This window comes from Bacillus sp. L381 (assembly GCF_030284525.1).
GTDB classification, from domain to species: Bacteria; Bacillota; Bacilli; order Bacillales; family Bacillaceae; genus Bacillus; species Bacillus amyloliquefaciens.
Genome location: NZ_CP127224.1, coordinates 798265 through 812289 on the forward strand (window position 1 = coordinate 798265; position 14025 = coordinate 812289).

The following is a 14025-nucleotide window of genomic DNA, read 5'->3' on the forward strand; positions in this document are numbered from 1 at the left end:
GTCTGCCAACTGTTAATTTTAGACCTGATCTGCCAAGATCGCAAGTAGCGGAACCATTGAAAAACGGCAAAAAATACGCTACCATTATAAAAAATGAATGGAGTGGAAGTATGGGGAATGCAGTAAACAGCAAAGATCAGCAGCTCGATTACTTGAAGAACAGACTCGATATGTTTATGAATGTCATTGATTCGTTAGACCCTGAATCAACGGACGTTGAAGATATAGACCGGCTCATCGGCATGCTTGATGATCTGGAAGCAAAATACGAACGGTTTAAAAAGGATTGGGAATAAACCCCGGCATCTGCCGGGGTTTTTCTCTTTCCATAATGCGGCTGTATAAAAGGGGAGAGCCTACTGCAAAATAAGGAAAAATGCAGAAGGAGTGCTGGGCATGAAATGGTTTTGTTCAATTTGCTGCATGGCCGTTTTACTTGCGGGAGGCATAAACAGCGCAGAGGCCGTGCCGAATGAGCGGATAAACTGGGGATTTAAACGCAGCGTCAATCATCAGCCGCCGGATGCCGGCAAGCAGCTGGACAATCTGGTCAAAAAATATGATGCCTTTTATTTAGGCAATACGAAAGAAAAGACCATTTATTTAACGTTTGATAACGGATATGAAAATGGATACACCCCGAAGGTGCTTGATGTGTTAAAGAAACATCATGTCACGGGCACTTTTTTTGTCACAGGCCATTTTGTAAAAGAGCAGCCTGATTTGATTAAGCGGATGTCAAAGGAAGGCCATATTATCGGCAATCATTCTTTTCACCATCCTGATCTGACGACAAAAACGGGTGATCAGATTCAGGACGAACTCGATTCCGTCACGGAAGCTGTTTACAACATCACCGGAAAGCGGGACAACCTGTATCTTCGTCCGCCGCGCGGCGTATTCAGTGAATATGTCCTGAAGGAAACGAAGCGCCTCGGATATCAAACCGTTTTCTGGTCCGTCGCATTTGTCGATTGGAAGGTTAAGGAGCAGAAAGGGAAAAAATACGCCTACGATCACATGATCAAGCAGGCGCATCCCGGCGCGATCTACCTTCTCCACACCGTTTCAAAGGACAATTCAGAAGCTTTGGACGATGCGATTACCGATTTGAAAAAAGAAGGATACACATTTAAAAGCATTGATGACCTTATGTTTGAGAAAGAAATGAAGCTGCCGCGCTTGTAAAAAACACCTCTCCTGCTAATGGAGAGGTGTTTTGTTATTTCAGGCATTTAATCAAAGCGGCCCAATCCAGATCCCCGAAGCCTTGTTCGATCCCGCTTTCAAAATGGCTCTTGGCCAGCTCGGCAAGAGGGAGTTTTGCGGCAACCTGTTCTGCGGCGGCAAGCGCCAGATTGGTATCTTTCAGGCCTAAAGACATTTTGAAACCGGCCGGTTCGAATTTCTGCTCGGACATAATGGTTCCGTAATTTTGATAGACGGGAGAGCCAAAGAGCGCGTTGGCGATTTCTAAAAATTGTTTTTGTTCCAAGCCGTACTTCTCCATCATTAAGAATGATTCAGATAACGCCTCCAACATAGAAACGAGCAAGAAATTGATGCTGATTTTGGCCGCGTTGGCTGTTTTGGTTTCTTCACCGGTGTCAAATACTTGCTGACCCAGGCTTTTAAACAGCGGTTCGGCCTTTTTCTTCGCTTCCTGAGGACCGGCTGTGATGATGCGGAGCTCGGCCTTCTCAGCCGCATCGGGACGGCCGAGGACGGGAGCGGCAATAAAGGACTGCCCTCTGCTCGAATGCGCAGCGGAAAGCTGTTCTGACAGCGCGGTGCTGATGGTGCTCATTGAAATATGAATGCCGTTTTCAGATAACCCGGCAATAATGCCGTCAGCCCCGAAAGTCACGCCTGTTACGGCTTCATCATCCGACAGCATTGACAGCACAATGTCCGCATGTTCAGCTGCCTGACGGGGCGTTTTGGCATAATCGGCCCCTTTCTCCAGCAGATCAGCCGCTTTTTCTTTCGTCCGGTTATAGACAGTCAGACTGTATCCGGCTTTCATTATATTTTCGGCGATGGGGCGTCCCATATTGCCGAGTCCGACGATGGCGATCTTCATTAGCAGACCCTCCAATGAAATGTTTTCCATCATTATACATGCAAAACGTTTATTCTGCTGTGTGCAGGCTTGCAACTTTTAGGTCAGGTTCTGAAGACCATCCGCTGTCTGATGCGGCTTTCCCTTTATAAAAGCCGGTAAAACGCGTCTTGATGATTGTTTTCGACCGGGGCTTTACAGTGAATGTTTTTGATTTAAATGTGACGCCCTTTACGTTCTCAGATAGATCCGGTGTGACAGATATGGTTTGTTCCCCTTTTCCATAATAATTGATATAAATCGTGCAGCTCATGCTCGCTTTTTTGCGCTCAATCAGATGACTGCATTCACTGAGGTGCTTCAGATATTCGACAGCCTTTCTTTCAGGCGCGAACTGTTTTAAGGAAAAAGCGGCATATTCAGTGACAGGACTGATGCTGGAAGAGACCCCCATGCTGAGAAAGATCAGAAACAGCCCCGAAGCGGGAAGCGCCCGTCTGAACGCAGCGGCACACCAGATTAATGCCGCAAAGTATAGCACGACCCCGGGAATGACGGAGATATGGGCTCCATCTTCAGACCAAGAAGAAAAGCCGAGCGACTCAAAGATGTAATCAGACATCGTACAGCCGTTATACAGCGGGGCAATGGACATGACACTGAGAAGCAGAAGGGCGGAAGAAACGGTTTTGTGAGAAAGAATGGTAACGGCGCACACCTCTTTACGTTTTTTTCCAACATATCATGTTTTCACAAAAAAAAGAACAGCCGGCAGCCGTTCTTACTTGAAAATATTAAACCAGCCTTTGCGGGCGAACCAAAACAGCATGGCGGCCACAAGAGCGGCCATTACGCCCAAAACAATAAAATACCCGTATTTCCAATGAAGCTCAGGCATGTTATCGAAATTCATGCCGTAAACTCCCGCGATGAATGTGAGCGGAATAAAAATGGTCGAGACGATGGTTAACGTCATCATGATGGCGTTCATCCGATTTGAATTCAGCGTCACATAGCTGTCCCGCAGATCTGACGTCATATCACGGTTTGACTCGATCAGCTCAGCCAGTTTTAACAGGTGGTCATAAATATCGCTGAAATACGCTTTTGTTTCACGGCTTTCTTTTACATGGTCAAGACTCAAAATCCGGTACATTAAATCACGCATCGGGATGATCGTCCGCCTCAGGTTCAAAAGATCAGTCCGCAATTCAAACACTTCATTCATTAAAGTGCCGTAAGATTTATGTGTTCTGCTGTCTTCAATTTCATTCAGCCGGTCTTCAATTTTGTACAGCACAGGGAAATATTCATCGACAAGCTGATCCATAATCATATACGTTATGTGTCCGGGCCCTTTTTTGGCTAACCCCGGAGAAGCGAAAAACCGTTCTCTTACCCTTGAGATGCCGGGCGATTCGTGCAGATGGAAGCTGACGATGAAACGGTCGGACTGAAAAATGTCCACCTCTTCCATTTCCAGTGTGTCCGGGTTCAAGGCGTGGAGCACATAAAAACGGTAGCCGTCATAATGGTCGATTTTCGGCCGCTGCATGTGCTGAAAGCAATCCTCAATCGCGAGCGGATGAAAATGGAAATAATCCCGCAGCAGCTCGGTTTCATGCATCTCGGCTCCGAAAAAATCAATCCAGTACCATGCGATGTCCGGTTGTTCTGTACGTGATAGGGGGATATTATCTAATATCTCATTATGTGTTGTGATTGCGGTTATATGTATCATAAACAACCCTCCGCCTGCCATTATATCATGCGGCGTTATGAAGAAAAGTATACGAATTGCCGCCGGAACGCTTCGTGATATACTTGGACAAAAAGGGGTGGAGCATATGTGGGAGGAAACGGTTTCGGTCACGCCGCCGTATCATTTTGATAAAGTGCTTGAAAGGCTGTCACTCGATCCGCTGAATGCGGTCGATCTTACAGCAAGATCAATCAAAGTTCCGCTCAGAACACGGGACGGCAAACTGTCCGTCATCACGGTTCAAGCGAAAGGCACCGCCATAGATCCGGTTTTCCTCGTCAGCGGAGAAACGGACCGCGAGGAGATGATTGAACGGATCAAACACATTTTTCAGTGGGAGCAGCCGCTTCAGCCTGTGCTTGATCATTTTTCAAAAACAAATCTGTCTGCGCTTTTTGAAGAGCATGCGGGAACCCCGCTCGTGCTGGAATACGATGTGTACAACTGTCTCATGAAATGCATCATCCACCAGCAGCTCAACCTGTCTTTCGCTTTTACCTTAACGGAACGGTTCGTCCATGCCTTCGGCGAACAAAAAGACGGCGTCTGGTGCTATCCCGAGCCGAAAACGATTGCGGCGCTTGAGTATCAGGACTTGCGGGAGCTTCAGTTCAGCATGAGAAAAGCGGAATATGCGATTGACCTTTCACGGATGATTGCAGACGGAGCGCTCAATCTGGCAGAACTTTCCCATTTATCGGATGAAGATATTATGAAAAAGCTGATCACCATCAGAGGCATCGGGCCATGGACCGTCCAAAACGTCCTCATGTTCGGCCTCGGCCGCCCGAATCTGTTTCCTTTGGCAGATATCGGCCTGCAAAACGCCGTCAAACGCCGCTTCGCCCTTGAGGATAAACCGTCAAAAGACATGATGCTTCAAGTAAGCAGGGAATGGGCCCCGTATTTAAGCTACGCGTCCTTGTATTTGTGGAGAAGTATTGAATAAAAACAAGATGGCTTACCAATAGTATCTGATCGCTTCCGAGTATTTTTGGAAACTTCCGGTGAAAAACATGAAGGAACCGCCGGCTGCATGTTATACTGAAAAGATGTGATATTTCAAATCAGCCGTTTTCCCATGAGGAAGGCTTTATATAGAAACGGAGAGAAAAAAACGTGAATCAACATCAAAAAAAGACGCCTGCCGAATTGAAAGTCGGACAGACATTTCCGCTGACCATCAAACGCCTCGGCATTAATGGAGAGGGCGTCGGCTATTTTAAGAAAAAGGTTGTCTTCGTTCCCGGCGCTCTGCCCGGCGAAGAAGTCGTTGCCGAAGCGACAAATGTTCAGCCGAAATTTTCAGAAGCACGCGTCAAAAAAATCCGCAAGCCGTCTGAACACCGCGTCACGCCGCCTTGTCCGGTATACGACCAATGCGGCGGCTGCCAGCTTCAGCATCTGGCCTACACCCAGCAGCTCCGCGAAAAACGCGATATCGTCATTCAGTCTCTGGAACGTCATACGAGATTCAATGTTGAAGAAATGAACATTAAAGAAACCATCGGAATGGACAACCCATGGAATTACCGGAACAAAAGCCAGTTTCAAGTCGGACGCTCGCAAAGCGGCAGCATCATTGCCGGCTTATACGGACTTGATTCCCATAAAATTGTTCCGATTAAGGAATGCATTGTCCAGCATCCGGCAACAAACAAAACAACGGGTATCGTCCGCCGCATTTTGGAAAAACACAACGTATCTGTTTATAACGAACGGACCAAAAAAGGCGATGTCCGCACCATCGTGACGAGAGTCGGTTTTGAAACAGGCGAAGTGCAGGTCGTGCTTGTCACGGCGAAAGAGACACTTCCGAATAAAGACGAGATCGTCAAAGCCATTCAGAACCGTCTGCCGGAAGTGAAATCGATTATTCAAAACATCAACGGCGCGCGCACATCCGTCATTTTCGGGGACAAAACAAAAGCGCTGGCCGGAAGCCATGCCATTCAAGAGGTGCTCGGTGACGTGTCATTTGAATTGAGCGCACGCGCTTTCTTCCAGCTCAACCCTGAGCAGACGGTCAAGCTGTATGACGAAGTGAAAAAAGCGGCGCAGCTGACCGGAAAAGAAAAAGTCGTTGACGCATATTGCGGCGTCGGTACGATCGGCATGTGGGTCTCAAGCGGGGCGAAAGAGATCCGCGGCATGGACGTCATTAAAGAATCAATTGACGATGCGAAGAAGAACGCCAAAAAACACGGCATCAAAAACGCGGCATATGTCACAGGAACAGCTGAACACTGGCTCCCGAAATGGACGAAAGAAGGCTTCCGCCCTGACGTGGTCATCGTCGACCCGCCGAGAACAGGCTGCGACGGAACATTTTTAGATACCATCAAAAAAGTAAAACCGAAACGCTTCATCTACGTATCCTGCAATCCTTCCACACTGGCGAAAGACTTGCAGGCGCTGTCGAAGGACTATCGCGTCGAATATATTCAGCCTGTGGATATGTTTCCGCAGACGGCTCATGTGGAAGCTGTGGCGAAGCTTGTTTTGAAATTGTCTAACTAAAATAAACATTTCCTGGTCAGATCTGGATTTCGGCAGAATGAACATTGCCGATTTCCGGGTCTTTTTCATAGGCAGCCCTTGCCCTGACTGTCTTTTCTCCATTTTATCTACCTTCTTTTCTCGGAGAACTTTATTTTAACTGACGAAAAGAGCTGAAAAAACGTGCGGAAACCCTCATTTTTTAGATCAATTCCTAAAGTTGTAACATGATTCAACTGTAAAGTATCTATCATGCCAAAGTAAGTAGGCTGTTGCATTACAACAATTTAAATAATAGTGCCGAGATGGAACCGCAAGTGGGACCAACGATAACAACTATTACAGTAATACCTGCAATGGTTATATCCTTAATAAGTACTTATTGCCACAATCATGCTTCATAATATAATGATTTTAGATTGATACTTGGCTAAACAGTATTGCAGAAAAGGAGATGGATAATTAAATGGATAAAGTAAACAAAAAGCGACCATTTTATAAAAGAAGTTGGTTTCACACGTTTTTGGCATTTTTAGTTTCACAGCTTTATTTTAATTTTGTAGATTTAACGGGATGGGGTCCTAAGTATAGAGAAATGAATGGCTTCCCAGCAAACATAGTTGAACTGGATTTCTTTCAAAAATATCTTTCATTCTATGAAAATCCATGGTTTAATATTGTCACTGTTTTCTTAGGGGTTTTCACTGTTATACAAATAATCACAGGTATAACAAAGGATATTCGAAATTAAAGCAATAACTTCTGATGCCTTATTTAATTATGAAAGAAAATGAACACTTTCTTATTAATCTTATGAGTGAAGACTGCGACACTCTATTACGTTAACTCAAGTAAGGTGTTTATCAGAGCTGTTCTACTTCAGTTTGCTTTTTCACTTTTTAACGTGTAAAAAGTGAAATGTTCAAAATTTACTATCGTTTGATAAGAAATGCTTTCGCGTGCTATAAGTGTAAAAGGAAAGCATGGTCAGTTTTTTAATTTTGGAATACATGATGCAGCCGTATTCTCTAATGAAAGGATATGAATTTATTATGATAGATAATTTCTGGCGTGAATTGCCACGGCCATTTTTTGTGCTGGCACCAATGGAAGATGTGACGGATGTTGTTTTTCGCCATGTCGTGAGTGAAGCAGGCAGGCCTGATGTGTTTTTTACTGAGTTTACAAACTCAGAAAGCTATTGTCACCCTGATGGAAGGGATAGTGTGCGCGGCCGTTTGACTTTCACGGAGGATGAACAGCCGATGGTTGCCCACATATGGGGAGACAAGCCTGAAAACTTTCGCCAAATGAGCATTGGGATGGCGGAATTAGGGTTTAAAGGTCTGGATATCAATATGGGCTGTCCCGTACCTAATGTGGCGGGGAACGGAAAGGGAAGCGGCCTGATTTGCCGTCCAGAAGTTGCAGCCGAATTAATACAAGCAGCGAAAGCGGGAGGACTGCCGGTAAGTGTGAAGACCAGACTTGGCTACACGGATGTAGACGAATGGCGCGGCTGGCTGACACACGTATTGAAGCAGGATATTGCCAATCTTTCCATTCATCTGCGTACCAGAGCGGAAATGAGTAAAGTAGATGCCCATTGGGAGCTGATCCCGGAAATCAAAAAACTTCGTGATGAGATAGCGCCAGATACCCTTTTGACGATCAATGGGGACATCCCTGACCGGGAAACCGGCTTAAAACTTGCCGAACAATACGGTGTTGACGGGATTATGATTGGACGAGGTATTTTTACAAATCCATTCGCCTTTGAAAAAGAGCCGAGAGAGCATAGCAGTAAGGAATTGCTTGATCTTTTAAGGCTGCATCTGGATCTTCACGATAAATATTCAAAATTAGAAGCACGTCCATACAAACCTCTTCCTCGCTTTTTCAAGATTTATCTCCGCGGATTCCGAGGAGCAAGTGAATTAAGAAATCAATGCATGAACACAAAGTCAACAGATGAAGTGCGTGCATTGCTCGATGACTTTGAGAGAAAGTATCTTGATGGGATGGAGCAGAAGTGACATAAACAATTCCTCATCCGGCCCGGATTTCAGTACGAATTCCGGGTCTTTTTATGTTGAGCCTTTACCCCGCCTGCACCCTGATTACAGAACGCACAGATCAGCCGAGAAGTGACCAGCCCCTTTTTAGTAATGCAGAAATAAGCGGATAGTGGTACATTGATAGGAGAAACAACACAAGGGAGAGAAACATGAAACGACTATGCATCATCCCCTGCGGCAAGAAAAAAATATGGGACATCCATCCGGATACAGGGCCGATAAGGGCGGAAGACGCTTATCTCAGCGCGTTTCATCAGGCGTGCGAGCGATATGCGAAAGCATTTTTCGATGAGTGGGTGATTTTGTCGGCGAAGCATGGATTCCTTCGTCCAGATGATACTGTCCCCGAAAATTACGATGTTACTTTTGGAACAGGCCATCCGGAGATCATGACAGCGGAGGATCTGCGCCTCCAATTTTATGAAAAGGGCTTTTCTAATACAAAAGAGCTTATCATGCTTGGCGGGAAAAAATACCGAAACGTCCTAAACGCCGTCATCGGAGAACATCAGCATCTCAGCTGGCCTCTGTCCTCGTACAAAGGCATTGGCTACATGCTTCAAGCGCTGAACCGGGCAGTTGAAGAAAAGCAAGAACTGTAGCACAGCAATGCATACGCAAACGGCACGATAGACTGTATGCAGAAGGACGGAGACGGCAGTTTCGTTTATGTCAAATATCAATTGATTTTCTTCTGAAAACAGCCATTCAGACAAAAGGTGCAGAAGAATGAAGCAATTAAAACATTTCCGAGGAAATAAATACGTCGATCATTGTCAAAGACCGGGTGATGTCCGGTCTTTTTTGTGTGCCTTAAAACGAGACAGATGGATCAGATCGAGACAAAATGAGACACCTGTCTCAAACTGTCTCACAGTGTAAAAACAAAAACATTGATTTTACAGGCTCAAAAAGCTGGCACACTTCTTGCATTTATTGATGTGAACCCTAAATAGAAGGAGGCGCACAAAAATGGAATTGTTAAAACGAGAAGGCTTGTCATTAACTGAGGAAAAAGCGCTGTGGATGTACCAAAAGATGCTGGAAATCAGGGGCTTTGAAGACAAAGTTCATGAACTGTTCGCACAGGGAGTGCTTCCCGGATTCGTCCATTTGTATGCCGGTGAGGAAGCGGTAGCTGTAGGGGTGTGCGCTCATTTACATGATGGCGACAGTATTACAAGCACGCACAGGGGACATGGCCATTGTATCGCCAAAGGCTGTGATCTGGATGGCATGATGGCGGAAATATTCGGGAAAGCGACCGGACTGTGTAAAGGAAAGGGCGGTTCTATGCACATTGCCGATCTCAATAAAGGTATGTTAGGGGCAAATGGAATCGTCGGGGGCGGATTTACGCTCGCATGCGGCTCAGCGCTCACCGCTAAATATAAAAAGACTAACAATGTAAGCGTTTGCTTTTTTGGGGACGGAGCAAATAACCAAGGCACCTTCCATGAAGGGCTGAACTTAGCGGCAGTATGGAACCTTCCTGTCGTATTTATTGCCGAAAACAACGGCTACGGCGAAGCCACAACATTTGAGTATGCGTCAGCCTGTGATTCAATCGCTGATCGGGCGGCTGCCTATAACATGCCGGGGGTCAAGGTGGACGGAAAAGATATTTTAGCAGTTTACCAGGCAGCCGAGGAAGCGATAGAAAGAGCAAGAAACGGCGGAGGTCCGTCTTTGATTGAATGTATGACCTACAGAAACTACGGCCATTTCGAAGGAGATGCCCAAACCTATAAAACAAAAGATGAAAGGACTGAGCATCTTAAAGAAAAGGATGCGATTCAAGGCTTTAAAAACTATCTTTTAAAAGAAACAGATGCCAATACACTGTCCGACATCGAACAGCGTGTCAGCGAATCGATTGAAAGAGCCGTCTCGTTCAGTGAAGACAGTCCGTATCCGAAAGAGTCAGAGCTGTTGACAGACGTCTACGTGTCATATGAAAAAGGAGGAATGTGAGATGGCGAGAGTCATAAGCATGTCAGACGCGATCAATGAAGCAATGAAGCTTGCGATGAGAAGAGACGAAAATGTGCTTTTGATCGGTGAGGATGTCGCCGGGGGAGCGGCTGTCGATCATTTACAGGATGATGAAGCATGGGGCGGTGTACTGGGGGTCACAAAGGGGCTCGTACAGGAATTCGGACGCAGCCGAGTGCTGGACACACCGATTTCTGAGGCGGGCTACATGGGAGCGGCTATGGCTGCGGCATCAACCGGGCTGAGACCGATTGCGGAGCTGATGTTTAATGATTTTATCGGCACGTGCTTTGACCAAGTGATCAACCAAGGGGCAAAATTCCGCTATATGTTCGGCGGAAAAGCGCAAGTGCCGATTACCGTCCGCACCACATACGGAGCAGGGTTCCGGGCAGCTGCCCAGCATTCACAGGCGCTGTATGGCCTTTTCACCAGCATCCCGGGTCTGAAGACGGTTGTTCCGTCCAATCCGTATGACGCCAAAGGCCTGCTGCTGGCGGCAATAGAAGACAATGATCCGGTGTTCTTTTTTGAAGACAAAACGTCCTACAGCATGAAAGGCGAGGTGCCGGAAGGATATTATACAATCCCGCTCGGAAAAGCGGATATCAAACGTGAAGGCGGCGACATCACGCTGTTTGCAATCGGCAAACAGGTCAATACCGCGCTTGAAGCGGCCGCACAGCTTTCTGAGAAAGGCATCGAGGCCGAGGTGCTTGATCCCCGAAGTCTGTCTCCTTTGGATGAGGAAGCGATTTTCACATCGTTAGAAAAAACAAACCGGCTGATCATCATTGACGAAGCCAATCCGCGCTGCAGCATCGCTACGGATATTGCAGCGATTGTCGCCGACAAGGGCTTTGATTTGCTTGATGCGCCGATTAAACGAATTACAGCGCCGCATACACCAGTACCGTTTTCGCCAGTGCTTGAAGATCAATATTTGCCGACATCAGATCAAATTGTCAGCGTCACGCTTGAATTGCTTGGCGAGCCGGCAATGAATTAAAGGAGGGATATAGTATGGCTGTAAAAGTAGTGATGCCGAAATTGGGAATGGCGATGAAGCAAGGTGAAGTATCAGTCTGGAATAAGAAAGTCGGCGATCCGGTTGAAAAAGGAGAAAGCATCGCCAGCATCAACTCTGAAAAAATAGAAATGGAAATAGAAGCGCCCGAAAGCGGCACGCTCCTTCACATTAAAGTCAAAGAGGGAGAAGGAGTCCCGCCGGGAACGGCCATCTGTTATATCGGGGAAAACGGTGAAAAGGTGCAGGGGAAGGAGGCACCGGCTTCAGAAAATGCCGGGGAACCACAAGCAGAACCTGAAAAAGCTATTCCCGCTCCCAAAGCCGGGAAAGAGCGTAAAAACCGCGTGAAAATATCCCCTGTGGCCCGAAAAATGGCGGAGAAGACAGGATTGAAAGTTGATACGCTGAACGGGACGGGGCCCGGAGGCAGGATCGTAAAAGCCGACGTCATAAAGGCAATCAAGACGGAAGCTGAACCGCGGTCTTCGGTTCAGACGGCACAGCCGGAGGGAAAACCGGCCTCAGCGATGAGAAAAGTAATTGCAGACCGAATGCACAAAAGCCTGCAAAACAGCGCCCAGCTGACACTGACCATGAAAGCGGACATTACGGAGCTTGTGAAATGGCAGAAACAGCTGGCCGACAGTGCGAAAAAGCGGAGCGGTGTTAAACTGACGGTCACGCATTTTGTATCCCGGGCCGCGGTGCTTGCGCTGAAACATCATCCTGAGCTGAACAGTTCTTATCAAGAGGAGCGGATCATTACCTATCCGCATGTCCATCTCGGGATGGCAGTTTCTCTTGAAAACGGTCTCGTCGTGCCGGTGATCCGTGATGCGGAAAAGCTCTCTTTCCTTGAGCTTGCGGATCAAATCAGCACATCTGCACGCCGGGCGCGGGAAGGAAATGCTTCCGGAGATGACCTTCACGGATCGACTTTTTCTATTACAAATCTCGGGGGATACGGAATTGAACATTTCACCCCGATCCTTAATCCGCCTGAAGCCGGTATTCTCGGAGTGGGCGCAAGCTATGAAACGCCGGCGTTCAAAGGAGATGACCTTGTCAAAAGCACCATGCTGCCGCTGAGCCTTACCTTTGATCACAGAGTATGTGACGGTGCTCCGGCTGCGGACTTCCTGAAAACGGTCAAAGCGCTGCTTGAAGAGCCTGCCGGATTGATTTTATAGAGAGGGGTGAGGAGATTGACACTAGCCATTATCGGAGGAGGGCCTGCCGGATATGCAGCTGCCGTGACAGCCGCACGGAGGGGAGCAGAAGTCGTTCTGATAGATAAAGGGCCGCTCGGGGGCACGTGTCTCAATGAGGGGTGCATCCCGACAAAGTCGCTGTTGGAAAGCGCGAATGTGCTTGATAAAATCAGGCATGCAAATACATTCGGCATCGAACTTCCGCAAAACATTACGCTCAATTGGGCCCGGATGCAGGGGCGCAAACGGCAAATCGTCAACCGGCTCGTGCAGGGCATTCAATACTTAATGAAAGCAAATCAAATTAAAGTCATCAGCGGCACTGCTTCATTTCTCTCAGATCAAACTTTGCTGATTGAAGGGGAAGGAGGCGAAAAAGAAATACTGGAAGCCGGACGGATATTGATTGCATCAGGATCTGAACCGGCGGAGCTGCCATTTGCTCCTTTTGACGGCGAGTGGGTGATCGACAGCAAAGATGTGCTTTCTTTACAGCAAATTCCGTCCTCCCTTCTCATTGTCGGCGGAGGTGTGATCGGCTGTGAATTTGCATCTTTATTCAGCCGTTTTAAAACGAAAGTGACGATGATTGAATCTGCCGACAGGCTGCTCCCGGCAGAAGACGAAGATATCGCGGCCGCTTTTGAAGACTCTTTACGAGACAGCGGGGTTGATATTCAGACGAAAGCTTCCTTCCAGCGGATTGACAGGGAAAGAAAAACCGCCGTGTGGACAAAAGACGGAAAAGAAATTGAGACGCAGGCTGATCACATTCTGGTCGCAATCGGCAGAAAGCCGCGTTTGCAAGGGCTGAATCTGGAGCAGGCCGGCATCCTTTATTCTCCGCGCGGCATTGAAGTCAATGACCATATGCAGACAAATGCTGCGCATATATACGCGTGCGGCGACGCGGCCGGAGGAATGCAGCTGGCGCATGCCGCGATTCATGAAGGAATCACCGCCGCTTCGCATGCCACGGGAAAGGACAGCAAAGCCAATATGCGGGCGGTGCCCCGCTGTATTTATACATCTCCGGAAATGGCCGCTGTCGGGCTGACGGAAACACAGGCGAGAGAGAAATACGGAGAGGTAAAAATCGGAGAATGCTCATTTTCCGCTAACGGCAAGGCATTAATTAAACATCAGCATGGAGGCAAAATGAAAATCATTGCCGAACCGGAATTCGGAGAAATTGTCGGGGTGTCGATGATCGGGCCGGACGTGACGGAATTGATCGGGCAGGCGGTCATGCTGATGAACGGCGAAATGACGGCGGATATGTCGGAGCACTTTATCGCCGCGCATCCGACTCTTTCGGAAACGCTTCAGGAAGCCCTTCTGAATGTCACCGGACTCGCGGTGCATTCCGTATAGCCGGGATACCCTTT

The 14025-nt window shown here is 47.5% G+C and carries 14 protein-coding genes; 11 read left to right on the plus strand and 3 right to left on the minus strand.

Features of this window, described 5'->3' with window-relative positions:
* Nucleotides 1-110: 110 nt before the first annotated feature.
* The gene (locus QRX25_RS03880) at nucleotides 111-296 is read left to right on the plus strand and encodes an SE1561 family protein (protein WP_003155558.1); all 186 of its coding nucleotides are present in this window, start codon (nucleotides 111-113) and stop codon (nucleotides 294-296) included.
* A gap of 100 nt (nucleotides 297-396) precedes the next feature.
* Nucleotides 397-1188: a delta-lactam-biosynthetic de-N-acetylase gene (pdaA, locus tag QRX25_RS03885; RefSeq protein ID WP_013351396.1), complete on the plus strand. Its 792-nt coding sequence runs from the start codon at nucleotides 397-399 to the stop codon at nucleotides 1186-1188.
* Nucleotides 1189-1222: 34 nt separating this feature from the next.
* Here pdaA and QRX25_RS03890 read toward each other — a convergent pair whose 3' ends face one another.
* The 3 genes from QRX25_RS03890 to corA all read right to left on the minus strand — a co-directional run bounded on the left by QRX25_RS03890 (nucleotide 1223) and on the right by corA (nucleotide 3803).
* Nucleotides 1223-2083, minus strand: coding sequence for an NAD(P)-dependent oxidoreductase (locus QRX25_RS03890; protein ID WP_212100662.1), 861 nt, complete (start codon nucleotides 2081-2083; stop codon nucleotides 1223-1225).
* Nucleotides 2084-2132: 49 nt separating this feature from the next.
* A complete protein-coding gene (locus QRX25_RS03895) occupies nucleotides 2133-2780 on the minus strand; it encodes a hypothetical protein (RefSeq protein ID WP_212100664.1) in 648 nt (215 codons plus the stop codon).
* Nucleotides 2781-2843: 63 nt separating this feature from the next.
* On the minus strand, nucleotides 2844-3803 hold the full coding sequence (corA, locus tag QRX25_RS03900; protein ID WP_013351400.1) for a magnesium/cobalt transporter CorA: 960 nt from the start codon (nucleotides 3801-3803) through the stop codon (nucleotides 2844-2846).
* A gap of 106 nt (nucleotides 3804-3909) precedes the next feature.
* Here corA and QRX25_RS03905 point away from each other — a divergent pair, with 106 nt between their 5' ends.
* From QRX25_RS03905 to lpdA, 9 genes are all read left to right on the plus strand, one after another.
* On the plus strand, nucleotides 3910-4773 hold the full coding sequence (locus QRX25_RS03905) for a DNA-3-methyladenine glycosylase family protein (protein ID WP_212101644.1): 864 nt from the start codon (nucleotides 3910-3912) through the stop codon (nucleotides 4771-4773).
* A 170-nt stretch (nucleotides 4774-4943) separates the two neighbouring features.
* Nucleotides 4944-6344 (plus strand): 23S rRNA (uracil(1939)-C(5))-methyltransferase RlmD, encoded by a 1401-nt coding sequence (gene rlmD / locus QRX25_RS03910; RefSeq protein WP_212100666.1) that lies wholly within the window; start codon nucleotides 4944-4946, stop codon nucleotides 6342-6344.
* A 445-nt stretch (nucleotides 6345-6789) separates the two neighbouring features.
* Complete coding sequence (locus QRX25_RS03915; protein ID WP_065980955.1) at nucleotides 6790-7074, plus strand: YfzA family protein; 285 nt, start codon at nucleotides 6790-6792, stop codon at nucleotides 7072-7074.
* Nucleotides 7075-7375: 301 nt separating this feature from the next.
* Nucleotides 7376-8359 carry a tRNA dihydrouridine synthase gene (locus tag QRX25_RS03920; protein WP_065982851.1) on the plus strand — a complete coding sequence of 328 codons (984 nt, stop codon included), beginning with the start codon at nucleotides 7376-7378 and terminating at the stop codon, nucleotides 8357-8359.
* A 191-nt stretch (nucleotides 8360-8550) separates the two neighbouring features.
* On the plus strand, nucleotides 8551-9003 hold the full coding sequence (locus QRX25_RS03925; protein WP_212100668.1) for a DUF6884 domain-containing protein: 453 nt from the start codon (nucleotides 8551-8553) through the stop codon (nucleotides 9001-9003).
* Between the two features lie 370 nt (nucleotides 9004-9373).
* Nucleotides 9374-10375: a thiamine pyrophosphate-dependent dehydrogenase E1 component subunit alpha gene (gene acoA, locus QRX25_RS03930; RefSeq protein WP_212100670.1), complete on the plus strand. Its 1002-nt coding sequence runs from the start codon at nucleotides 9374-9376 to the stop codon at nucleotides 10373-10375.
* A 1-nt stretch (nucleotide 10376) separates the two neighbouring features.
* Nucleotides 10377-11405, plus strand: coding sequence for an acetoin:2,6-dichlorophenolindophenol oxidoreductase subunit beta (acoB, locus tag QRX25_RS03935; RefSeq protein WP_014469915.1), 1029 nt, complete (start codon nucleotides 10377-10379; stop codon nucleotides 11403-11405).
* Nucleotides 11406-11419: 14 nt separating this feature from the next.
* Nucleotides 11420-12616, plus strand: a complete 1197-nt coding sequence (locus tag QRX25_RS03940) for a dihydrolipoamide acetyltransferase family protein (RefSeq protein ID WP_212100671.1) — start codon at nucleotides 11420-11422, stop codon at nucleotides 12614-12616.
* A gap of 15 nt (nucleotides 12617-12631) precedes the next feature.
* Entirely contained in the window at nucleotides 12632-14011 is a 1380-nt protein-coding gene (gene lpdA, locus QRX25_RS03945) for a dihydrolipoyl dehydrogenase (RefSeq protein ID WP_212100673.1), read from the plus strand.
* Nucleotides 14012-14025 lie beyond the last annotated feature (14 nt).